Genomic DNA, 21399 nt, shown 5'->3' with positions numbered 1-21399 from the left:
ATCGCTCTCCCCCATCGCCGCGAGGGCTGGTCGGACCCTTGCCTGCTCATGCTGATGGATCTTTCTACTCAGCGGGAGGGGTGGCGCACCATGGCGATTACGTCCCGAATGTTCGGGTCGGGAACAGGTATTCCCTCCGGGTCCGCGGGGAACGGTCCTCGGCCTACGAAACGATGTCCTTGCGGGCGAAGCCGCGGAAGGCCAGGGCGAACAGCACCAGGGCGTACGTGACGGAGATCGCCGTGCCCTGGATCATCTCGCTGTAGTCCGGCTCCGGCTGGATGACGTCCAGCCAGGCGTACTGCCAGTGCGCGGGGATGAAGTCGCGCCAGTCGCCGAGGGCCGTCACCTCGTCGAGGACGCTGCCGATGATCGTCAGGCCCACCGCGCCGCCGACCGCGCCCAGCGGGGCGTCCGTCCGGGTCGACAGCCAGAACGCCAGCCCTGCGGTGACCAGTTGGGACACGAAGATGTACGCCATCACGATCAGCAGGAGCCGGGCGGCGTCGCCGCTGGGCAGGGTGCCGCCGACGGGCAGTTGGAGCGGGCCCCAGCCGTACGCGACTGTGCCGACGGCGAGTGCGATGACCGGCAGCAGCACCATCGCGGCGAGGCTGAGGGTGAGTCCGACGACGAGCTTGGACCACAGGAGCCGGGCGCGGGGTACGGGTGCCGCGAGCAGATAGCGCAGCGACGACCAGCTTGCCTCCGAGGCGACCGTGTCTCCGCAGAACAGCGCCACGGGGACGACGAGGAGGAAGCCGGCGGACGCGAAGAGGTTCACCGCGGCGAAGTTCGCGCCGGACGCCGTGGCGGTGTCCATCAGGTTCACGCGTTCGTTGCCGTCGCCCGGTTCGCCGCCGACCTGGAAGGCGATGGCCAGGATGAACGGCAGGGCGGCCAGGACCCCGAACATGATGAGCGTGCGGCGCCGCTTCAGCTGCCGTACGAGCTCGACGCGCAGTGGCAGGGTGCGGCCCGCGCGGTACCCGTCCGCCACCTCCTCCTTCTCGACCTTCTCGGTCTTCTCAGCCTTCTCGGCGAGCGTGCTCATTCGAAGTCTCCGATCAGGGTGAGGAAGGCGTCCTCCAGGCGGCGGTGCGGGCCGATCGAGGCGACGGGCACTTCGAGCCGTACGAGTTCGACGAGCAGCGAGGCGCTCCGCTCGGTGACGCCGGGTGCGCCCTCGGAGTCCGCTGAGGCCAGGGGCCCGGAGGCGGTCACGGTGGGGTCGGCTCCGCCGGAGGCTCCCACGCCGGCGGTCTCGGGCACCGGGGCGCCCTGTGTGGGTGACGGTGCCGGAGTCAGCCGTACGAGCAGGCCGTCGTCCGTTCGTACCGCCGACTCCACGTCCCGTAGAGCCGCAACCTTGTCCAGCACCGGGTCGGGGATGTCGGAGGCCAGGCCGACGAGGAGGGTGTCGCCGCCGCCGATGATCTCGCCCACGGGGCCCGCCTGGACCAGGCGGCCGTGGTCCATGACCACGATGTGGGTGCAGGACTGCTCGACCTCGGCCAGCAGGTGGCTGGAGAGGATGACCGTGCGGCCGGCGGCCGCGTAGCGGATCACGACCTGGCGCATTTCGCGGATCTGTGGCGGGTCGAGGCCGTTGGTCGGCTCGTCGAGGATGAGGAGGTCGGGGAGGCCGAGCATGGCCTGGGCGATGGCGAGGCGCTGGCGCATGCCCTGGGAGTACGTGCGGACCGCGCGGGACAGGGCGTCACCCAGGCCCGCGATCTCCAGGGCCTCCTCCAGGTGCGCGTCCTCGGGCGGGCGGCCCGTGGCCCGCCAGTACAGCTCGAGGTTCTCGCGGCCGGAGAGGTGCGGGAGGAAGCCCGCGCCCTCGACGAAGGAGCCGACGCGGGACAGCACCGGGGCGCCCGGGCGGATCGCGTGGCCGAAGACCCGGATCTCGCCGCCGTCCGGCTTGATGAGGCCCATCAGCATGCGCAGCGTCGTCGTCTTGCCCGCACCGTTCGGGCCCAGCAGGCCCAGTACCTGGCCCTTTTCGACCGTGAAGGACAGGTCGCGGACCGCGTAACGGTCGCTGGACTTGGCGTACTTCTTGCTCAGATCCGTGATCTGGAGCGGGACGTCGGCCAGTTCCGGGTCCGGGGCGGGTGCGGCGGTGGGGCGGCGGGCCGTCAGGATCAGAGCGAGTGCCGTGAGCGCCCCGGCCAGCGGCAGCCACCACACCCATGCGGGCAGCGGTGCCGTCGCCTCCGAGTCACCGAGGGGCATCGGCACCCTCAGGCCGCCGTCTCCCGCCATGGAGACCGTGTAGGTGGCCGGAGCCGTCGGGGAGGCGTAGCCGAGGTCCGTCGAGGCGAGGACCAGGCGCAGCCGGTGGCCGTCGTCCACCTCGTAGTCGATCGCCGGCAGCGTGAGCCGTACGTCCTTGCCGGACTTCGCGTCCTCCACCCTGATGGGCTCGACCAGTTGCGCGGGCAGCACCTGCTGCATGCCGCCGTCCGGTCCGACGTCGTAGACCTTCGCGAAGAGCACGGCGTCCTCGCTGGTCGACTTCACATGGACCGTCGCCGTCGGCGAACCGGTGATCTGGAGGTCCTCCACGAAAGGCTCGGACTCGAACGCGGCGAACTGGCCCGGGAAGTCCAGGGACACACCGATCCCCAGCGAGGAGAGCTGGGAGAGGCCGCCGGCGCCGCCGAGGCCGGGCAGGGCCGAGACGGCGGGCGGGTTGGCGCCCGCCGGGTTCTCGAAGCTCTGCTCGCGGCCGGTCAGGGCGATCGGGCGCGTCTTGCTCGTCAGGCCGGGGTAGCTGTCCGAAGTCACGCTGGTCAGGCGGGTGGTGCCCTCCCGGGAATCGACGCCGCCGCTGCGCGTGACCTGGAACGCGGGGCCGGTGTCCACCCCCGACTCGTCCTTCAGATAGCGGTCGAACCAGGCGCCCACGCGCGCGGACACCCGGCCCGCCTCCATGTCGCCGCCGTCATGACCGCCTGAGATCCAGTCGACGTCCACGGGCGCGCCGTTGGCCCGGATCGCCTTGGCCATCGCGTCGGCCTGGCCGAGCGGGAACAGGGAGTCGGTCTGGCCCTGCGTGATCAGCGTCGGCACGTTGATCTCGTCGCCGACGGCGGACGGGGAGCGGGCTTCCAGCAGCTCCGTCGCCTCGGCGTCCGGCTGCCCGGACTCGGCGACCCGCTGGTACATCTCGCACAGCTGGGTCTCGAAGTTGTCGCAACCGCCACCGGAGTTGACGAAGATGCCGGCCCACAGCTTCTTGAAGACGCCGTTCGGGAACAGCGCGTCCGAGAGGTTCCAGTACGTGATCGCCGGGGCGATCGCGTCCACCCGCTGGTCGTGGCCCGCCGCGAGGAGCGAGACCGCGCCGCCGTACGAGGCACCGGTGGCGCCGACGCGCGGGTCGCCGTCCTTGTCCAGTTCGACCTCGGGGCGCTCGGCCAGCCAGTCGATCAGCTTGGAGGCGTCGGCGACCTCGCCCTTGGGGTCGTTCAGGCCGATCTTGCCCGTGGACCTGCCCATGCCGCGGGCCGACCAGGTCAGCACCGCGTAACCGTCGCGCGCCAGGCCCTCCGCCTGGGACCGTACGTCGTCCTTGCTGCCGCCGAAGCCGTGCGCGAGGAGGACGGCGGGGCGGCGGCCGTCGCCCGACGTGAAGTACGAGGTGTCGATCTTCACCCCGCTGCCCATGTCCATGACTCTGTCGGCCCGGTCCACAGGCGCGGCGTCGTCAGAGGCGACGGCCGTCCACGTACCGGCGCCGGCGAGCACGACCACGGCGGCCGCGGCGGCGATGAGCCGTCGCGGCCTCCGAAGCACGGCCCCGCGCAGTCGGGGCAGTCGAAGATCCATGCGTCAACGGTAAGTGCCACCACCGACAGCCATGCGCGACTACGGCCCGAATCACACGTAAGCCCCCGGGAGTACGGGGCCCTCTCTCATACTGCGGACGCGGTATCCCACCCGGTCGGAACCCCCGAGAACCAGCACCATCGCGCCCTCGACACAGCTCCCCGCGCCCGGCCCCGGACCCCGCCTTTCGGTTCCTGTCAACTTCATGAGAATTCGCGCTGGGACCCGAAAAGCACGGCAGCCGTCCACGATGTGGACGGCTGCGGCGGGGAGTTGACGGTCTACAGATGGCGGCGGCGAGCGGCCGCATGCCGGTCGTACACCTCGCGCGCCTTGACCGCCGACGAGCGGGTCGCCGTCTCGGCCACGGGCACGTCCCACCAGGCCTGCGCCGGCGGCGCGCCCGTGACCGTGTCCGCTGTCTCGGTCTCCACGTGGACACAGACGGGAGTGTCGGCGGCCCGCGCCTCGGCGAGGGCGGCCCGCAGATCCCGTACGGTCTTCGCGCGCAGCACCCGCATCCCGAGGCTGGCCGCGTTGGCGGCGAGGTCCACGGGCAGCGGGCGCCCCGTGAACATGCCGTCCTCGGACCGGTGGCGGTACGCGGTGGCGAACCGCTCGGCGCCCACAGTCTCGGAGAGCCCGCCGATGGACGCGTACCCATGGTTCTGCAGAATCACGACTTTGATAGCGATGCCTTCCTGCACCGCGGTGACGATCTCCGTCGGCATCATCAGATACGTGCCGTCGCCGACCAGCGCCCACACGGGCCGGTCGGGCGCAGCCATCCGCACACCGATCGCGGCCGGGATCTCGTAACCCATGCAGGAGTAGCCGTACTCGACGTGGTACTGGTCCCGGGACCGGGTCCGCCACAGTTTGTGCAGGTCACCGGGAAGGGAGCCGGCCGCGTTGATCAGGATGTCGTCCTCGTTGACCAGCTCGTCGAGCAGGCCGAGGACCTGCGGTTGGGTGGGCCGGGTGTCCGGTTCGTCCGCCTCGTAGGCCGCGTCGACCCGGTGCTCCCAGCGCTCCTTGTCGTCCGTGTAGTCGGTGACGTACGCGGGCGCGGCGCGGTGGCCGTGCAGGGCGAGCGCCTCGGTGAGCGCCTCCAGGCCCGTACGGGCGTCCGCGATCAGCGGCTGGCCGGACAGCTTGTGCCCGTCGAAGGGCGCGATGTTGAGGTTCAGGAAACGGACGCCCGGGTCGGCGAAGAGGGTGCCGGAGGCGGTCGTGAAGTCGGTGTAGCGGGTGCCGACGCCGATCACCAGGTCGGCGGTGCGGGCCAGTTCGCAGGCGGTCGCGGTGCCGGTGTGCCCGATCCCGCCGACGTCCGCCGGGTGATCCCAGGTCAGCGAGCCCTTGCCCGCCTGCGTCGAGGCGACCGGGATACGGGTGACGTCGGCGAACTCCTTCAGCGCGTCCTCGGCCTCACTGTGGTGCACCCCGCCGCCCGCGATAACCAAGGGGCGCCGGGCATCCCGTACGGCCCTGACGGCGGCGGCCAGTTCCTCCGGGTCCGCGCCCGGACGCCGGACCGCCCAGACGCGCTCGGCGAAGAACTCCTCCGGCCAGTCGTATGCCTCGGCCTGCACGTCCTGCGGCAGCGCGAGCGTGACGGCGCCCGTCTCGACCGGGTCGGTGAGCACGCGCATCGCCTGGAGGGCGGCCGGGATGAGGGCTTCGGGGCGCATGACGCGGTCGAAGTACTTCGACACCGGGCGCAGACAGTCGTTCACCGACACATCGCCCGCGTACGGGACTTCGAGCTGCTGGAGGACCGGATCGGCGGGGCGGGTCGCGAAGATGTCGCCGGGCAGCAGCAGTACGGGCAGGTGGTTGATCGTGGCGAGGGCGGCGCCCGTGACGAGATTGGTGGCGCCCGGGCCGATGGACGTCGTGACGGCGTGGGTGGACAGGCGGTGCGACTGACGCGCGTAGCCGACCGCCGCGTGCACCATGGCCTGTTCGTTACGTCCCTGGTGGTACGGCATTTCGTCGCCGTACTCGAGAAGCGCCTGCCCCAGCCCGGCGACGTTGCCGTGCCCGAAGATGCCCCAGGTGGCGCCGATCAGCCGGCGCCGCACCCCGTCCCGCTCCGTGTACTGGGCGGCGAGGAACCGCACCAGCGCCTGCGCGACCGTCAGCCTTGTCGTCGCCGTTGACGTCTTCGGCTCTGTCATCGGAAGCCCTCTGTGCTTTCTACGTGTCCCGGGTGGAAACAGAGCCCGCCCCTGCCTGTCCTCACCCGGCCGTCACATTTCAGTAGTACCTCGCGTGACCGAGCTGGGCGATGAACGGGCCGAGCCATCCGTCGCGTACGAGGAAGGCATCGCCGGTGCGGACCTCGGCGAGGACATCGGAACCGCCCTCACGCGAGGGAAATACGCGCCCGCGGCCGAATCCGTTCGCTAGCGGGGCGGACGAGAACCTCCGGCGCGGGGCCGTAGCGGGCGGGGAGTCGGCGCTCGCACTTCGCTCCTGCCAGGGCGAAGCGGCCTCCCACGCCGGAGGCGATCTGTACCCGGGCGCGGGGAGGGGCGTGCGCGAAGTCGGCGACTTCGCTGAACGCGGCATCCCTGGCCGGGAGTTCGAGGGGTGTGGTTTTTGCTGGGGCGGTATGGGTGCCGTTGTTCATGGCGGAGGAGCACTCCAGGGAGGCGGCTCCGTCGGCCACGGGCTGCTCGCCGATGGAGGTCTGGGGCTCCTCGTCGATCCGACCCATGGGGATCAGTTCGTACGGACCGGATTCCCGCGCACCGGATTCCAGCGCACCCGATTCCGGCGCACCGGACACCGCGGACTCGTCCATCGGGTTCCCTTCGCTTCGGCTGCCCCCAGGTCTAGCGGCGCGCCGTGATGCCTGTCAATTGGTTGTCCGGACATTCGGACTAGGTCCCGGAGGTCGCATCACGTCACGTGTGTCACAAATGCCGCCGTTGTGTCACACATGTCCCTGCGGTGCAGGTCTTGCGTCACGGGCGGGCGACAGGCACTGGCCTGTGGTCACACCGTGTCGTTGGACGGTCACAGCCATGTGATCGCCAGCGCAGTGCCTACGCGGCGCGCGCGGGGAGGTGCTACTGATGACCGACCGACAACTCTGGTCGTACAAGGACATCGCGGCGCACATTCAGGTGCAGCCGGACACCGTGCGGTCTTATCGCAAGCACGGGATGCTTCCGCCGCCGGATCATGTGGAGTCCGGCAAGCCGTATTGGTATGCGGACACCATTCGGGCGTGGGTGGCTTCGCGGCCGAGTAACAGGGGGCGGCGGGGCGACTGAGCCGCCGGGTTTCTTTTCCCCAGCCCCGCCCCTTCCCGAAACGGGGGCTGCGCCCCCGCCCCCCCCCCCCGCCGGGGGGTGGTGAGTGACACTGCGTGTCGCGGCTGCGGGTGCGTCGGGGCTGGTCGCGCAGTTCCCCGCGCCCCTAAAAGCAAAAGCCTGCGACTGCCCGCACCCTCGACGAGAAAGCGACCCGGAAAAGCCCGCACCCCCATGGCCCCGCACCCACCCGCGGCGGGAAGGGGACGGGGCGGGGGTGTGCGCCCGCAGCGGCCGGCGCGCCAACACCGGCACCCTCTACCAGCCAACAGCAACGCGCGCCGGTCCGAGGACGGACACCCCCGACGCGGCCCCGCACCCACCACCCACCCAAGGGGCGCGAGGAACTGCGCGAGCAACCACCCACTCACCCGCGCTTTGGAGTGATACCCCCTAGGGGTACAGTGGAAGCGAACAGCACCACCCGCCCCACCGAGGAGCAACGACATGACCGCCCACACCGTCACCGTCACCTACCAGGTGACCGGAATGAGCTGCGCCCACTGCGAAGGCTCCGTCGCAGGCGAGCTCTCCGCGCTGCCGGGCGTCCGCGAGGTGAAGGCAGTCGCCTCGACCGGTGAGGTCACCGTCGTGTCCGACAACCCGCTCGACGCGGACGCGGTGCGCGCCGCCATCGACGAGGCCGGGTTCGAACTCGTCGGCACGGCCTGAGGGCCAGGGCCAACCTTGACCAGCCCAGCGGCATCCGCCACAGACAAGAGCGTCGAGCTCACCATCGGCGGCATGACCTGCGCCTCCTGCGCCGCCCGCGTCGAGAAGAAGCTCAACCGCATCGACGGCGTCACCGCCACGGTGAACTTCGCGACGGAGCGCGCGAAGGTCTCGTACGGCGACGGCATACGCGTAGCCGATCTGATCGCCACCGTAGAGAAGACCGGCTACACGGCGGAGGAGCCGGCACCCCCGAAGCCCGAGGCGGAGGCAACCCGCGAAGACCCCGAACTCGTCTCCCTCCGCGAGCGCCTGACCATCTCCGCCGTGCTCGCGCTCCCCGTCGTACTCCTCTCCATGATCCCGTCCCTCCAGTTCGACAACTGGCAGTGGCTGTCGCTCACGCTCGCCGCCCCCGTCGTCGTCTGGGGCGGACTCCCGTTCCACCTGGCGACGTTCACGAACGCCCGGCACGGCGCGGCCACCATGGACACGCTCGTCTCCGTCGGCACCCTGGCCGCCTTCAGCTGGTCGGTGTGGGCGCTGTTCTGGGGCCACGCGGGAATGCCGGGCATGCGGCACGGTTTCGACCTCACCGTCGAGCGCGCGGACGCCTCGTCGGCGATCTACCTCGAAGTGGCCGCCGGAGTCGTCACCTTCATCCTCCTCGGCCGCTATCTGGAGGCCCGCGCCAAGCGGCGCTCAGGCGCAGCCCTGAGGGCCCTCATGGAGCTGGGCGCCAAGGACGTCTCCGTACTGCGCGACGGCCGCGAGGTGCGCGTTCCCGTCGCCGATCTCAAGGTCGGTGACCAGTTCGTCGTACGCCCCGGCGAGAAGGTCGCCACCGACGGCACCGTCGTCGAGGGCGCCTCGGCGGTCGACGCCTCCATGCTGACCGGCGAGTCGGTGCCGGTGGACGTAACCGTCGGCGACGCCGTGACCGGCGCGACCGTGAACGCCGACGGCAGGCTCGTCGTCGAGGCGATCCGCGTCGGCGCGGACACGCAGCTCGCGCGGATGGCGAAGCTCGTGGAGGACGCGCAGAACGGCAAGGCCGAGGCGCAGCGCCTCGCCGACCGGATCTCCGCCGTGTTCGTCCCGGCCGTGCTGCTGATCGCCGTCGCCACCTTCGGCGTCTGGCTCGGCATGACGGACGAGCTGACCGCCGCCTTCACGGCCGCCGTCGCGGTGCTGATCATCGCCTGCCCGTGCGCCCTCGGCCTCGCCACGCCCACCGCCCTCATGGTCGGCACCGGTCGCGGCGCCCAGCTCGGCATCCTCATCAAGGGCCCCGAGGTCCTGGAGTCCACGCGCCGCGTCGACACGGTCGTCCTGGACAAGACCGGCACGGTCACCACCGGCCGTATGACCCTCCAGGAGGTGTACGCCGCTGCCGGCGCCGACGAGAAGCAGGTACTGCGGCTCGCAGGCGCCCTGGAGCACGCCTCCGAGCACCCGATCGCACGGGCCGTCGCGGCGGGCGCGGAAGAACGCACAGGGCCCCTCCCAGCCGTCGCCGGCTTCGAGAACGTCGCGGGTCTCGGCGTACGCGGAACCGTCGACGGACACGAAGTGCTCGTCGGACGGGCGCGGCTGCTCGACGACGCCGGTGTCGCGCTGCCCGACGAGCTGGCCGCGCTGAAGACGCGGGCCGAGGCAGAGGGACGTACCGCCGTGGCCGTCGCCTGGGACGGGGTGGCACGCGGTGTCGTGACCGTCGCCGACGCGGTCAAGGAGACCAGCGCCGAGGCGGTCCGCGAGCTGCGCGCCCTGGGGCTGACGCCCGTGCTGCTGACCGGGGACAACCGGACCGTCGCCGAGGCGGTGGCGCGCCGGGTCGGCATCGACGAGGCGTTCGTCTTCGCCGAGGTGCTGCCGCAGGACAAGGTCGAGGTGATCCGGCGGCTCCAGGCTGAGGGCCGGGCCGTCGCGATGGTCGGCGACGGCGTCAACGACGCGGCCGCTCTCGCTGTCGCCGATCTGGGCCTTGCCATGGGCACCGGAACTGACGCGGCGATCGAGGCGAGCGATCTGACGCTCGTACGCGGGGATCTGCGGGTGGCCGCGGACGCGATCCGGCTGTCGCGGAAAACCCTCGCGACGATCAAGGGAAACCTCGTCTGGGCCTTCGGCTACAACGTGGCCGCGCTGCCGCTGGCCGCGGCAGGACTGCTGAATCCGATGATCGCGGGGGCCGCGATGGCGTTCTCGTCGGTGTTCGTGGTGACGAACAGTCTCCGACTCCGGGCATTTCGGTGATGTCGAAGTAAGAACCCCTCTGGAGTCCGACGCGTGCCTCACATAAGCTCTTCACAAGGCTCGCGCATCTTCCTTACGCTTGGGCTCCGATCTCGATATCGGGTCTCTTGTGCATTTTCAGGACATATGCAAGAGACGCAGATCACAGTGAAGAGAAGGTAACCCTCGAAGGAGTTCGTGAGTCTAAGTTGGCGATGTCAGAAGCGTCTTGGGGGGCGTGACTGGCATCTGGGGATGTCTTGGGGGACGTTCCCGGACTGCGTTGCCGGGACACGTACACGGGGAGCTTGAGCGGCCCTCCCGTACGGGTCCCGGCAGACCGCACTCGCCGCAGTAACACGAAGTTCAGCAGCACGAAAGTTCAGCCGTACACAGAGCAGTACGCAGTGCACGACGGTTCTGCTCATTTAGATCACAGCGATTCAGGCGCTGTCCTCAGGCGCCCGGCCGGATCCCGTGGGGGGAATCCGAACCGGGACAAGGAAGGCGCCCCGACTCCGGCCCGTGGGGGGACCGGCAGCGGGGCGCCTTCCGTTTACGTATGTGCTGCCTGCCGGCGGCGGCCGGTCAGCGGGACTCGACCGGGACGAAGTCCCGCAGAACCTCGCCCGTGTAGATCTGGCGCGGGCGGCCGATGCGCGAACCCGGCTCCTTGATCATCTCGTGCCACTGGGCGATCCAGCCGGGGAGACGGCCGAGCGCGAACAGGACCGTGAACATCTCGGTCGGGAAGCCCATCGCGCGGTAGATCAGGCCCGTGTAGAAGTCCACGTTCGGGTAGAGGTTGCGCGAGACGAAGTAGTCGTCGGAGAGCGCGTGCTCCTCCAGCTTGAGCGCGATGTCCAGCAGCTCGTCGGACTTGCCGAGGGCCGAGAGGACATCGTGCGCGGCGGCCTTGATGATCTTGGCGCGCGGGTCGAAGGACTTGTACACCCGGTGGCCGAAGCCCATCAGGCGGACGCCCTCCTCCTTGTTCTTCACCTTGCGGATGAAGGAGTCGACGTCGCCGCCGGAGGCCTGGATGCGCTCCAGCATCTCCAGCACGGACTGGTTGGCGCCGCCGTGCAGCGGGCCCCAGAGCGCGGAGATACCGGCGGAGATCGAGGCGAACATGTTCGCCTGCGAGGAGCCGACCAGGCGGACCGTGGACGTCGAGCAGTTCTGCTCGTGGTCCGCGTGCAGGATCAGCAGCTTGTCGAGCGCGGAGACCACGACCGGGTCCAGCTCGTACTCCTGCGCCGGCACCGAGAACGTCATACGCAGGAAGTTCTCGACGTAACCGAGATCGTTGCGCGGGTAGACGAAGGGGTGGCCGATCGACTTCTTGTACGCGTACGCCGCGATCGTCGGAAGCTTGGCGAGCAGCCGGATCGTGGAGAGGTTGCGCTGCGTCTCGTCGAACGGGTTGTGGCTGTCCTGGTAGAAGGTGGACAGCGCGGAGACCACCGAGGACAGCATCGCCATCGGGTGGGCGTCGCGCGGGAAGCCACGGTAGAAGTTCTTGACGTCCTCATGCAGCAGCGTGTGCTGCGTGATGTCGCCCTTGAAGGTGGCGAGCTCGTCGACCGTGGGCAGTTCGCCGTTGATCAGCAGGTAGGCCACCTCGAGGAAGGTGGAGCGCTCTGCCAGCTGCTCGATCGGGTAACCGCGGTACCGGAGGATGCCCTGCTCACCGTCGAGATAGGTGATGGCGGATTTATAGGCGGCGGTGTTGCCGTAACCACTGTCCAGCGTGACCAGACCGGTCTGGGAACGGAGCTTCCCGATGTCGAAGCCCTTGTCACCGACGGTGCTGTCTATCACCGGGTAGGTGTACTCGCCGTCGCCGTACCGCAGTACTACAGAGTTGTCGCTCACGTCATCCCTCACCGACGTTGTGCCTCTTCTTCGAGGTGCCCTGACTGCTTCTACCATCCCCCATTTGGCGCAGGAGAGTGCACTCGGGGTCGACCATGGGGCCTACTGGCGGCACTGAGTGCCGTCAACCTTTCCATCCTCCCCCCTCCTGCCCTCCTGAGGAAAGCACTGTGTGACCTTTCCGACTTGTTTGATCGATCATTTTTTCGGCTACGGGCCCGAGGAGGGCTGGTCGCGAACGAAACCTGCCGACGTCGGTGGTGGTCGGCGGAGACGCAGTGGCCCTGCCCCCGGGTCAGCTCTGCTGCCAGGTTGCGGTCGGCTTCGTCGTCCAGCGCAGCGACATCGGGTCGCCCTCGTTCGCCGGGCTCGACCGACGTCGGCAGCGCCGACTGCGGCCCCGCGTCCAGCTTGCCCCGTTCGCCCTTCTCGGATTCTTCACGATTTTAATCGATTGTCTTCAAAAGTTACAGAACTCGAAAGCGCAGCGGGGAATTCCAACTTCGAGTGAATGCAGCCGCAACAAAAAGTATCCTCTCCGTCCGGCCCTCACTTGGCATGAAAATCTTCAGCACGACCCAGATTCATTCCAACCGCAGCCAAAGGGGAGTTTCATGGATGCCTCGGACGAGATGACCTTGAGCACAGCCTCAAACATTTCCTCACACAGCTCCTCACGCCCAACCACCGACACGCACGGATTCGATCGGCCTCCGACTGCCCGTGATATTGAGGTGCGTCTTCTTCGTCCGGACGACGCCGACGGGCTCATGGAGCTGGAGGAGGTCAAGTGGACAGAAGAACAGTCGGGCAGCCGTGAGGGTCTCATCCAACGCATCGAGGAAAATCCGCAACTCAACGCCGGCGCTTTCTCTGTCATCACAGGCAAAGTCCTCACCTCGCTTTTCGTGAAGCCGATCACGGCCGAAAAGGCGCGCACAGCGCTGTCCTGGGAAGAATGCGCCAAAGCCGATTCTCCCTCTCCGCGTCCGAACGCGAAACGTTCCCTCTTCGGCGTCAGCCTCAGCAGTATTGACGGTGACGCGGTGACGGCTGTCTTCCAATTCTTCCTTCCGCATGTACGCGCACTCGGATACCACGATGTATATCTCGGGTCCCCCCTGCCCGGCCTGGATGCCTGGAAGCGCGCCAACCCCGAGGTACCGGTCGGAGACTACGTGTACGCCAAGCGCAACGGCCTCCCGCTCGACCCTCAACTCCGCTACTACCACGGCAAGGGGTTCCAGAGCATCGTCGCCTGCAAGGAAAACTACTTTCCGCACGAACGGTCACTGGACTATGCGGCCGTAATACGAGGCGATATAGATGATTTGATTCTGGCACTGCCCAAGGCAGCGGATCCTGTTCGTTCCTGAAGGGAGAGAGAATGCGCACGTTCCGACCGCTGCCCGCTTCCGAGGAAGCGCCCGCAACTCATGTCCACACTCGTACGCCAACGGTATTCCGAGCGGCGGCAGCCACCTGGCCGGCCGTCAAGGAGTGGAGCTTCCCGTATCTCGCCTCACTCGACCCCGGCCTCCCCGTGCAACTGGTTGCGGGAAACAGAGAGACCGAGAGGACTCGATTCACGACGTCGACGCTGGGTTCCTACCTCAGCCGTCTGACGCGAGAAGCACCACCGGACGACGTACTGGCCTATCTCAAAGAGTTCGATCTGCTCAAGAAGTTCCCGCAGTTGCGCGTGGACCTCAGAAGCCGCGAACTGTTCCCGTCGGGGACCATCAGGTCGAGTGCCACATGGATCGGCCCCTCCCGCGCTCATACCGGGTTGCACTGCGATCTCCTGGACAATCTCGCCGTTCAGATCATGGGGACGAAACGCTTCTATCTCGCACACCCCGGGGCAGTGAAACGGGCCGGAATGGAATCCCGGAAATACGACGCATGGGCCCGCTTGTCCCTGATCGGCGCCGACGAGCTGGCAGCCGGGCAGGAACACGGCGACTTCTTCGTGGCGGATCTCGAACCGGGCGATGTGCTATACGTGCCTGCTTACTGGTGGCACGAAGTCGTCAACCTGACGCCGAGCGTGCTTCTCAGTGGCTTCTTCGGCCCCAGGACCCGCGTCCTGTCACGCTGGGCATGGGTCCAGGCGCGCGAAAGCCTGCACCGGGCAGGGCTTCTCGGTCGTGGCAACTGCACCTGCCACGACCACCCCGACAGCAGGACGCGACGTTCCCCGAGCAGCGCATGAGCTCGTCGGCCTCAGTTTGACTCGTCCGGGAGCCGGCCCCCGGCCAGGCGGAAGTCCAACGCCGTGCACCGCCGCCCCGCGGACACCGTACGGACCGCCTGGCCCAGGGCCTTCCGCGACCCCACCAGTACAACCAGCTTCTTCGCCCGAGTGACCGCCGTGTAGAGCAGGTTGCGCTGGAGCATCATCCAGGCGCTGGTGGTCACCGGGATCACCACCGCCGGGTACTCACTGCCCTGGGAGCGGTGGATCGTCACCGCGTACGCGTGCGCCAGCTCGTCGAGCTCGTCGAATTCGTACGGCACCTCCTCGTCCTCGTCGGTCAGCACCGTCAGCCGCTGGTCGTCCAGGTTGAGGGAGGTGACCACGCCGACCGTGCCGTTGAAGACACCGTTCGTGCCCTTTTCATAATTGTTGCGAATCTGCGTGACCTTGTCGCCGACGCGGAAGACCCGGCCTCCGAAGCGCTTCTCCGCGAGGTCGGGCCGGGCGGGTGTGATCGCCTGCTGGAGCAGTCCGTTGAGGGTGCCGGCGCCTGCCGGGCCGCGGTGCATGGGGGCCAGGACCTGGACGTCGCGGCGCGGATCGAGGCCGAATTTCGCCGGGATGCGGCGGGCCGCCACGTCCACCGTGAGCCGGCCCGCCTCCTCCGTGTCGTCCTCGACGAACAGGAAGAAGTCCTTCAGGTCCTGGGTGACGGGCTGCTTGCCCGCGTTGATCCGGTGGGCGTTCGTCACCACGCCCGACTGCTGGGCCTGGCGGAAGACCCGAGTGAGGCGGACGGCCGGCACCGGGCCGCCCTCGGCGAGCAGGTCCCGCAGAACCTCCCCCGCGCCGACGCTCGGCAGCTGGTCCACGTCTCCCACGAAGAGCAGATGCGCCCCCGGAGGCACCGCCTTGACCAGCTTGTTGGCAAGCAGCAGGTCGAGCATCGAGGCCTCGTCCACGACCACCAGGTCGGCGTCCAGCGGGCGGTCCTTGTCGTACGCCGCGTCCCCGCCGGGCTTCAGCTCCAGGAGCCGGTGCACGGTCGAGGCCTCCGCGCCCGTGAGCTCGGACAGGCGCTTGGCGGCCCGGCCCGTGGGCGCGGCCAGCACGACCTTGGCCTTCTTGGCGCGGGCCAGCTCCACGATCGAGCGGACCGTGAAGGACTTGCCGCAGCCGGGGCCTCCGGTGAGCACGGCGACCTTCTCGGTGAGCGCGAGACGGACGGCTTCCTCCTGCTCGGGGGCCAGCTCCGCTCCCGTACGGTCCTTGAGCCAGGCCAGAGCCTTGTCCCAGGCCACGTTCCGGAAAGCCGGCATCCGGTCCTCGTCGGTGCGCAGGAGGCGCAACAGCTGGGCGGACAGGGAGAGTTCGGCCCGGTGGAAGGGGACCAGGTAGACGGCCGTCACGGGGTCGCCGCCGTCGTGACCGGGCACCTTTTCCCGTACGACTCCGGGGTCGCCGTCATCCTCCTGGGGCGCCGCCAGCTCCCCGAGGCACTCGATGACCAGGCCCGTGTCCACCTGGAGCAGCTTCACCGCGTCCGCGATCAGCTGCTCCTCCGGCAGAAAACAGTGGCCCTGGTCAGTGGACTGCGAAAGGGCGTACTGGAGACCGGCCTTGACGCGCTCCGGGCTGTCGTGCGGGATGCCCACGGACTGGGCGATCTTGTCGGCGGTGAGGAAGCCGATGCCCCAGACGTCGGACGCGAGCCGGTACGGCTGGTTCTTGACCACCGAGATCGAGGCGTCGCCGTACTTCTTGTAGATGCGGACCGCGATCGACGTCGACACCTCGACGGTCTGGAGGAAGAGCATGACCTCCTTGATCGCCTTCTGCTCCTCCCAGGCGTCGGCGATCTTCTTCGTCCGCTTCGGACCGAGCCCGGGGACCTCGATGAGCCGCTTGGGCTCCTCCTCGATGATCTGGAGAGTGTCGAGCCCGAAGTGCTGGGTGATGCGGTCCGCGAAGACCGGCCCGATGCCCTTGACCAGGCCGGATCCCAGATAGCGGCGGATGCCCTGCACGGTGGCGGGCAGCACCGTCGTGTAGTTCTCCACCGTGAACTGCTTGCCGTACTGGGGATGGGACCCCCAGCGGCCTTCCATGCGCAGGGACTCCCCCACCTGGGCACCCAGCAGCGCGCCGACGACCGTCAGCAGATCGCCGCCGCCCCGTCCGGTGTCCACCCGGGCGACCGTGTAGCCGTTCTCCTCGTTGGCGTATGTGATCCGCTCCAGCACGCCTTCGAGCACGGCAAGTCGCCGCTCACCGCTCCCCTGCTGGGCCGCCGTCTGATTGGGCATGATCCGACGCTACCGCCCGCCTCTGACAGCGGACGAAGCCTGTGGACAACTTCAGCGGGATCCGACCTTGAGGGCTTGCCGACTTCAGTGGCACCGATTCCAGCCCCTCCTGTACAAGGAGAGAGTGATAAACGACTACGACCTGCTGGTCATCGGCTCGGCCAACGCCGACCTGGTGATCGGCGTCGAGCGCCGCCCCGCCGCCGGGGAGACCGTGCTCGGCTCCGACCTCGCCGTCCACCCCGGCGGCAAGGGCGCCAACCAGGCGGTCGCCGCCGCCCGCCTCGGGGCGCGTACGGCGCTACTGGCGCGCGTCGGCGACGACGGCCACGGCCGGCTGCTGCTCGACTCGATGCGGGACGCCGGCGTCGACACGGCCGGCGTCCTCGTCGGCGGAGCGCCCACCGGGGTCGCACTGATCACGGTGGACCCGTCCGGCGACAACAGCATCGTCGTGTCGCCCGGCGCGAACGGCCGCCTGACCCCGGACGACGTCCGCACGGCCTCGACCCTCCTCGCCGCCTCCCGGGTGGTCTCGGCCCAGCTGGAGATCCCACTGGAGACGGTCGAAGAGGTCGTACGAGGCTTGCGGCCGGACACCCGTTTCGTACTGAACCCATCCCCGCCCCGCGAGTTGCCCGAGGCCGTACTCGCCGCCTGCGACCCACTGATCGTGAACGAACACGAGGCGCGCGTGGTGCTGGGAGCCGAAGCGGGCGCCACCCCCTCGGAGTGGGCCGAGGCCCTCCTCGCCCGGGGCCCACGCTCAGTGGTCGTCACGCTGGGCGAGGAGGGCGCCCTGGTTGCCGACGCGTCCGGGGTGGCCCACGTCCCGTCCGTGAAGGTCGACGCCGTGGACACGACGGGTGCGGGCGACGCCTTCACGGCGGCGCTGGCCTGGCGGCTGGGGCTCGGGGAGGCCCTCGCGGAGTCGGCGGCGTACGCGGCGCGCGTGGGCGCCGTAGCGGTTACCCGGGAGGGCGCCCAGGCATCCTTCCCCACCGCGCCGGAAGTCGCCGCCCTGTGAAGAAAGCCGGAAAGGCTTCGAGGGGCCCGGTCCGTCGACCAGGCCCCTCGTTTTACCCCTCCCCCAACATCAGAACCCCCGCGGATCCCCCCAGATCCCCCCTCCAGAAGCCCTGATGCCAAGTACGACCCGCGGGGTGGGCGGAGGGTTGCACGGGCCTTCGAAGATTTTTTGCGGGACCTCTGTGGGTCCTCAGCGGTCGTCTGCCCGTACGCGGTCGGCGATGCCCAGGGTCAGCTTCTCCGAGCGTTCCTGGAGGTCCCACTTCCCGTCCTGGTAGGCGTGGTTGCTCACCCAGAACACCAGGACGCCGTCGCGCGGCCAATGGGCGAGATAGCCCAGGGACCAGTCGTTGCCGCCGTTGTGCCAGGCGAGCGGGCCGTCGGGAGTGCGGGTGGCGACCCAGCCGTATCCGTAGTGCGACGGGCCGGGGCCGATCAGCTCGTCGGAGTCGGGGATCCGCGCGTGGGGCGCGAACAGCCTCTTCCGGGCCTGCGCCGGAAGGATCTCGTCGCCCAAGAGGGCGCGGTGCCAGCGGAACATGTCGCCCGCGGTGGAGAGCATGCCGCCGTTGCCGCGCAGGTGCCAGTACGGCCCGTCGGGCGCCCAGGGATGGTCGATGGGCCTGCCCTGGCTCTGCCCCTCGCTGTCGTACTCCACCGCGATCAGATGCCGCGGCCACTTGGGCAGCACGTATCCGGTCCGGTGCATTCCGGCCGGTGCGAACAGGTGCCGGGCCAGGAACGGCTCGTAACCCTCCCCGGACGCCTCCTCGATGATCGCGGCGAGCAGGCTGTAGCCGGTGTTGGAGTAGTGGAACTCCGCACCCGGCGCGGACCGCAGCTTCGACGCCAGGGCCTGCCGCACCATCTCCTCGCGGGAGACGGGTTCGTAGTCGTCACCGAGCCCTTCGACCAGGCCCGATGTGTGCGTGAGCAGGTGCTCGATCGTGATGCCGCGCTTGTCCCCGGGCACCGGCTGCCCCAGGTACCGGCTGATCGGATCGCTCACCCGCAGCCGCCCCATCACCTCCAGCTTCAGGATGGCGGCCGCGGTGAACTGCTTGGTGATCGACATGACGTCGTACACGGTGCGGCAGCTCGCCGGGGTGCCTGCGGCGCGGTCCGCCGTCCCGAACCCTCCGCAGTACGCGAGTTCGTCGCCGCGTGCGGCGATCACGGTGCCGCCGGACCCGGCGGGCAGGGTGCGGCGTAGGAAGTCGGCGACCGACTCCCCGTCGCGCGCCTTCGGGGTCGCGGCGTCGACTGGTGCCGAGCGCCCGGCGGCGGCCCCTCCCGGCGTATGCCCGTCGGCCGGCTCTTCGGCGCTTTCGGCGCATCCGCCCAGCATCACCAGAACCGCGAGGACCGTGACGCCGACGCCCGTACGGCGACAGTGAGGCAGACGCGGACGCAGACCCTTGCCCATATGACCTCCAACATCGGGAATCTGCGCCGAGGTTGACCGCCGCTCTCACCGTTCCTCAAGCTGTCAGGGTGTTCGAGCTTGTGCGAGCTCGTGTACGTCCAGCTCAACAGGGGGGACCACCACCATGACCACAGCACCGCCCACACCACCGGACACCGACCCGGCCGCCTTCGTGGCAGCCCTACGACGCCTCAAGGCATGGTCGGGCCTGAGCTACCGCCAACTCGAACGCCGCGCAACAGAGGCAGGCCACACGCTGCCCTACTCCACAGCGGCGACCATGCTCGGCAGGGAACGCCTGCCCCGCGAGGAGCTGCTCGTAGCGTTCGTCACGGCCTGCGGACTGCGGGAGGACGAGGCGGAGGCGTGGGCAGACGCGCGCACCACAATCGCGTGCGGGCCCGTGGACGCCCCGGCAGACGCGCGCAAGACGATCGCCTGCGGGCCCGTGGACGCCCCGCCCGCACGCAGCGTCGAGACCAAGCGCTCGTGGCGGCCACACTGGGCGTTCGTCGTCGCGGCAGCACTCGCCGCGACACTCCTCAGCGGGGCGGCGTCGTCCGGTGCCTTCACGGACGACGAGGAGGTACGGGAGACGCAGGTGGTGACCCAGACATCGCTCGGTCTGTAGTCACGTGGCCGATGGCCGTGGCTGTTCCGGCGGGACCGATCCCTCGGCGGCGGCCATCCACTGGTCCAGGTCGGCCTGCGTGAAGTCAGGCCACGCGGGAATCTCGGGAAGCCGGCGGAGAAAGTCGTACGCCTCCGCGATCCGCGGCCCGCGAAGCACCGGCGAGTGGCAGCCGGCGATGACCTCGGCGTCCAGCCGCTGGAAGTCGTCCACCACCGCCCCGAACTTCCGGCCGTCAAGCAGCGCGACCCAGGGCGAGACGAGGCGTCCGCCGAAGAACTGGCCGTCACGGAATTCATCGGCGGACAGGTCGGCGATTTCGGGGACGGGAGCGGGCACGTTCGTCGCGAAGGTGTCCACCGCCCACAGAACACTGGTCTTCGGGTCGAAGAGGGCGCGGGTCGTGGGGTTGTCGTACAACGGCGGCCGCTTGGCCACCAGCGTTCGGTCACCCACATCCACCGTGTCGCCGTCGATCATGAAGCGGCACCGGTTGACGGGCGTCTCCCACTCCTCGGCCATGCGCCCGATCGAGAACCACGTCGTCAGCAGTGTCGCGTTCGGGCATTCGGCGAGGACGGCCAAAAGGTTGCCCGCGTGGTCACGGTCGTCGTGAGTGAGGAAGATCCACCGCACGTCCAGCGGATCCACTACGGACCACGCGGCCTCCAGCCACTGCGCCCGCACCGCCGGTGCCCCGGTGTCCACAAGCACCGGTTCCGCTCCCCGGATCACCATCGAATTCATCGGGAAGTGGCCGACCGGCGGGGCTTCCAGGGCCCACGGGATGACGAACGTCTCCTCGGCGATCCGGTACGGCTGCAGAAGATTGAAAGTTTCCATGGTCGTCATCGCTGCTCTCCCTAGAACGGAGGCCGGCCGCAGCGCCCGTGATTCCAGTCCAGCCCCAGGGCGGACTCCCGTCAAACGCAGACAAACGCCCACCGCAAGGAGCAGCCATCGGCAGTGGACGCCACGTGGGGCGCCCCTTCCCTCGCAGGGCGCCCCACGCGCGTCAGTCCACGCACACCCCTTACGCGGCGTGCTCCACGAACCGCGCCGCCGTCTCCGCCAGCACTTCGCGGCCGTCCCGAGCCCACAGCCCGGCGTTGAAGAGCTCGACCTCGATGGGGCCGGTGTAGCCCGCCGCCTCGACGTAGCCCTTCCACTCCCGCATGTCGATCGAGCCGTCGCCGATCTGACCGCGGCCCGTGAGGACCCCCTCCGGCAACGGGGTTGTCCAGTCGGCCAGTTGGAAGGTGTGGATACGGCCGCCGGCGCCCGCGCGGGCGATCTGGGCGGGCGCCTGATCGTCCCACCAGATGTGGTACGTGTCGACCGTCACACCCACCTGCTCCGCAGGGAAGCGTTCCGCGATGTCCAGGGCCTGGCTCAGGGTGGACACCACGCAGCGGTCCGAGGCGAACATCGGGTGCAACGGCTCGATGGCCAGCCGTACGCCCCGCTCCTGCGCGTACGGCCCCAGCTCGGCCAGCGCGTCCGCGATGCGCTCCCGCGCACCGTGCAGGTCCTTCGAGCCCGCCGGAAGGCCGCCGGACACCAGGACCAACGTGTCCGTCCCCAGGGTGGCCGCCTCGTCGACGGCCGCCCGGTTGTCGTCCAGCGCCTTCGCGCGCTCAGCCGGGTCGATGGCCGTGAAGAAGCCGCCCCGGCACAGGGTGGTGACGGCCAGACCCGCGTCACGGACCAGCTTCGCCGTCGCCTCCAGACCGTACGACTGGACCGGCTCTCGCCACAGGCCGACCCCCGGTACGCTCAGCTCCAGGCAGGCGTCGACCAGTTCGGGCAGCGACAGTTGCTTGACCGTCATCTGGTTGATGGAAAAACGCGAG

General features: G+C 69.1%; 16 protein-coding genes. 7 read left to right on the top strand and 9 right to left on the bottom strand.

Annotated features, from left to right (window positions below; genetic code table 11):
- Nucleotides 1-163: 163 nt before the first annotated feature.
- The 4 genes from ACQEVY_RS30320 to ACQEVY_RS30305 form a co-directional block, all read right to left on the bottom strand.
- On the bottom strand, nt 164-1054 hold the full coding sequence (locus ACQEVY_RS30320) for an ABC transporter permease (protein WP_328771434.1): 891 nt from the start codon (nt 1052-1054) through the stop codon (nt 164-166).
- On the bottom strand, nt 1051-3840 hold the full coding sequence (locus ACQEVY_RS30315; RefSeq protein ID WP_432952543.1) for an alpha/beta fold hydrolase: 2790 nt from the start codon (nt 3838-3840) through the stop codon (nt 1051-1053). The genes ACQEVY_RS30320 and ACQEVY_RS30315 overlap by 4 nt, the downstream gene beginning before the upstream one ends.
- 281 nt (nt 3841-4121) lie before the next feature.
- Complete coding sequence (gene iolD / locus ACQEVY_RS30310) at nt 4122-6023, bottom strand: 3D-(3,5/4)-trihydroxycyclohexane-1,2-dione acylhydrolase (decyclizing) (RefSeq protein WP_432952542.1); 1902 nt, start codon at nt 6021-6023, stop codon at nt 4122-4124.
- A 188-nt stretch (nt 6024-6211) separates the two neighbouring features.
- Entirely contained in the window at nt 6212-6652 is a 441-nt protein-coding gene (locus tag ACQEVY_RS30305) for a 5-deoxy-glucuronate isomerase (RefSeq protein WP_432952541.1), read from the bottom strand.
- Nucleotides 6653-6926: 274 nt separating this feature from the next.
- Here ACQEVY_RS30305 and ACQEVY_RS30300 point away from each other — a divergent pair, with 274 nt between their 5' ends.
- From ACQEVY_RS30300 to ACQEVY_RS30290, 3 genes are all read left to right on the top strand, one after another.
- Nucleotides 6927-7127, top strand: a complete 201-nt coding sequence (locus ACQEVY_RS30300) for a helix-turn-helix transcriptional regulator (protein WP_432952540.1) — start codon at nt 6927-6929, stop codon at nt 7125-7127.
- A 486-nt stretch (nt 7128-7613) separates the two neighbouring features.
- On the top strand, nt 7614-7838 hold the full coding sequence (locus ACQEVY_RS30295; RefSeq protein WP_328771430.1) for a heavy-metal-associated domain-containing protein: 225 nt from the start codon (nt 7614-7616) through the stop codon (nt 7836-7838).
- 15 nt (nt 7839-7853) lie between these two features.
- A complete protein-coding gene (locus ACQEVY_RS30290) occupies nt 7854-10097 on the top strand; it encodes a heavy metal translocating P-type ATPase (RefSeq protein WP_432952539.1) in 2244 nt (747 codons plus the stop codon).
- A gap of 567 nt (nt 10098-10664) precedes the next feature.
- Here the strand turns inward: ACQEVY_RS30290 and ACQEVY_RS30285 are convergent.
- Nucleotides 10665-11954 carry a citrate synthase gene (locus tag ACQEVY_RS30285; RefSeq protein WP_432952538.1) on the bottom strand — a complete coding sequence of 430 codons (1290 nt, stop codon included), beginning with the start codon at nt 11952-11954 and terminating at the stop codon, nt 10665-10667.
- Between the two features lie 614 nt (nt 11955-12568).
- Here ACQEVY_RS30285 and ACQEVY_RS30280 point away from each other — a divergent pair.
- Together ACQEVY_RS30280 and ACQEVY_RS30275 are read left to right on the top strand one after the other, a co-directional pair.
- On the top strand, nt 12569-13330 hold the full coding sequence (locus ACQEVY_RS30280) for a hypothetical protein (RefSeq protein WP_432952537.1): 762 nt from the start codon (nt 12569-12571) through the stop codon (nt 13328-13330).
- A gap of 11 nt (nt 13331-13341) precedes the next feature.
- On the top strand, nt 13342-14169 hold the full coding sequence (locus ACQEVY_RS30275) for a cupin-like domain-containing protein (RefSeq protein WP_432952536.1): 828 nt from the start codon (nt 13342-13344) through the stop codon (nt 14167-14169).
- A gap of 11 nt (nt 14170-14180) precedes the next feature.
- Here ACQEVY_RS30275 and recD2 read toward each other — a convergent pair whose 3' ends face one another.
- Nucleotides 14181-16460, bottom strand: a complete 2280-nt coding sequence (gene recD2, locus ACQEVY_RS30270; RefSeq protein ID WP_432952535.1) for an SF1B family DNA helicase RecD2 — start codon at nt 16458-16460, stop codon at nt 14181-14183.
- A gap of 127 nt (nt 16461-16587) precedes the next feature.
- Between recD2 and ACQEVY_RS30265 the strand changes: the two genes are divergently transcribed.
- Nucleotides 16588-17487, top strand: a complete 900-nt coding sequence (locus tag ACQEVY_RS30265) for a ribokinase (RefSeq protein WP_432955474.1) — start codon at nt 16588-16590, stop codon at nt 17485-17487.
- Between the two features lie 192 nt (nt 17488-17679).
- Here ACQEVY_RS30265 and ACQEVY_RS30260 read toward each other — a convergent pair whose 3' ends face one another.
- Nucleotides 17680-18915, bottom strand: coding sequence for a serine hydrolase domain-containing protein (locus ACQEVY_RS30260; RefSeq protein WP_432952534.1), 1236 nt, complete (start codon nt 18913-18915; stop codon nt 17680-17682).
- Nucleotides 18916-19039: 124 nt separating this feature from the next.
- Here ACQEVY_RS30260 and ACQEVY_RS30255 point away from each other — a divergent pair, with 124 nt between their 5' ends.
- Entirely contained in the window at nt 19040-19546 is a 507-nt protein-coding gene (locus ACQEVY_RS30255; protein ID WP_432952533.1) for a hypothetical protein, read from the top strand.
- Here the strand turns inward: ACQEVY_RS30255 and ACQEVY_RS30250 are convergent, their stop codons facing one another.
- Together ACQEVY_RS30250 and ACQEVY_RS30245 are read right to left on the bottom strand one after the other, a co-directional pair.
- Nucleotides 19547-20398 (bottom strand): MBL fold metallo-hydrolase, encoded by an 852-nt coding sequence (locus ACQEVY_RS30250; protein ID WP_432952532.1) that lies wholly within the window; start codon nt 20396-20398, stop codon nt 19547-19549.
- Between the two features lie 181 nt (nt 20399-20579).
- The gene (locus ACQEVY_RS30245) at nt 20580-21377 is read right to left on the bottom strand and encodes a sugar phosphate isomerase/epimerase family protein (protein ID WP_432952531.1); all 798 of its coding nucleotides are present in this window, start codon (nt 21375-21377) and stop codon (nt 20580-20582) included.
- Nucleotides 21378-21399: the final 22 nt, after the last annotated feature.

The sequence above is a fragment of the Streptomyces sp. CA-288835 genome (assembly GCF_050936385.1).
Classification (GTDB): domain Bacteria; phylum Actinomycetota; class Actinomycetes; order Streptomycetales; family Streptomycetaceae; genus Streptomyces.
This window is presented reverse-complemented; position numbering and strand designations above follow the sequence as displayed.

Excerpts from the sequence above, each read along its gene's own strand:
- ACQEVY_RS30245 (WP_432952531.1), bottom strand. The coding sequence starts at position 21,377 with ATGACGGTCAAGCAACTGTCGCTGCCCGAACTGGTCGACGCCTGCCTG.
- iolD (WP_432952542.1), bottom strand. The coding sequence starts at position 6,023 with ATGACAGAGCCGAAGACGTCAACGGCGACGACAAGGCTGACGGTCGCG.
- ACQEVY_RS30255 (WP_432952533.1), top strand. The coding sequence starts at position 19,040 with ATGACCACAGCACCGCCCACACCACCGGACACCGACCCGGCCGCCTTC.
- recD2 (WP_432952535.1), bottom strand. The coding sequence starts at position 16,460 with ATGCCCAATCAGACGGCGGCCCAGCAGGGGAGCGGTGAGCGGCGACTT.
- ACQEVY_RS30300 (WP_432952540.1), top strand. The coding sequence starts at position 6,927 with ATGACCGACCGACAACTCTGGTCGTACAAGGACATCGCGGCGCACATT.
- ACQEVY_RS30275 (WP_432952536.1), top strand. The coding sequence starts at position 13,342 with ATGCGCACGTTCCGACCGCTGCCCGCTTCCGAGGAAGCGCCCGCAACT.
- ACQEVY_RS30280 (WP_432952537.1), top strand. The coding sequence starts at position 12,569 with ATGGATGCCTCGGACGAGATGACCTTGAGCACAGCCTCAAACATTTCC.
- ACQEVY_RS30315 (WP_432952543.1), bottom strand. The coding sequence starts at position 3,840 with ATGGATCTTCGACTGCCCCGACTGCGCGGGGCCGTGCTTCGGAGGCCG.
- ACQEVY_RS30295 (WP_328771430.1), top strand. The coding sequence starts at position 7,614 with ATGACCGCCCACACCGTCACCGTCACCTACCAGGTGACCGGAATGAGC.
- ACQEVY_RS30305 (WP_432952541.1), bottom strand. The coding sequence starts at position 6,652 with ATGGACGAGTCCGCGGTGTCCGGTGCGCCGGAATCGGGTGCGCTGGAA.
- ACQEVY_RS30250 (WP_432952532.1), bottom strand. The coding sequence starts at position 20,398 with ATGACGACCATGGAAACTTTCAATCTTCTGCAGCCGTACCGGATCGCC.
- ACQEVY_RS30320 (WP_328771434.1), bottom strand. The coding sequence starts at position 1,054 with ATGAGCACGCTCGCCGAGAAGGCTGAGAAGACCGAGAAGGTCGAGAAG.
- ACQEVY_RS30260 (WP_432952534.1), bottom strand. The coding sequence starts at position 18,915 with ATGGGCAAGGGTCTGCGTCCGCGTCTGCCTCACTGTCGCCGTACGGGC.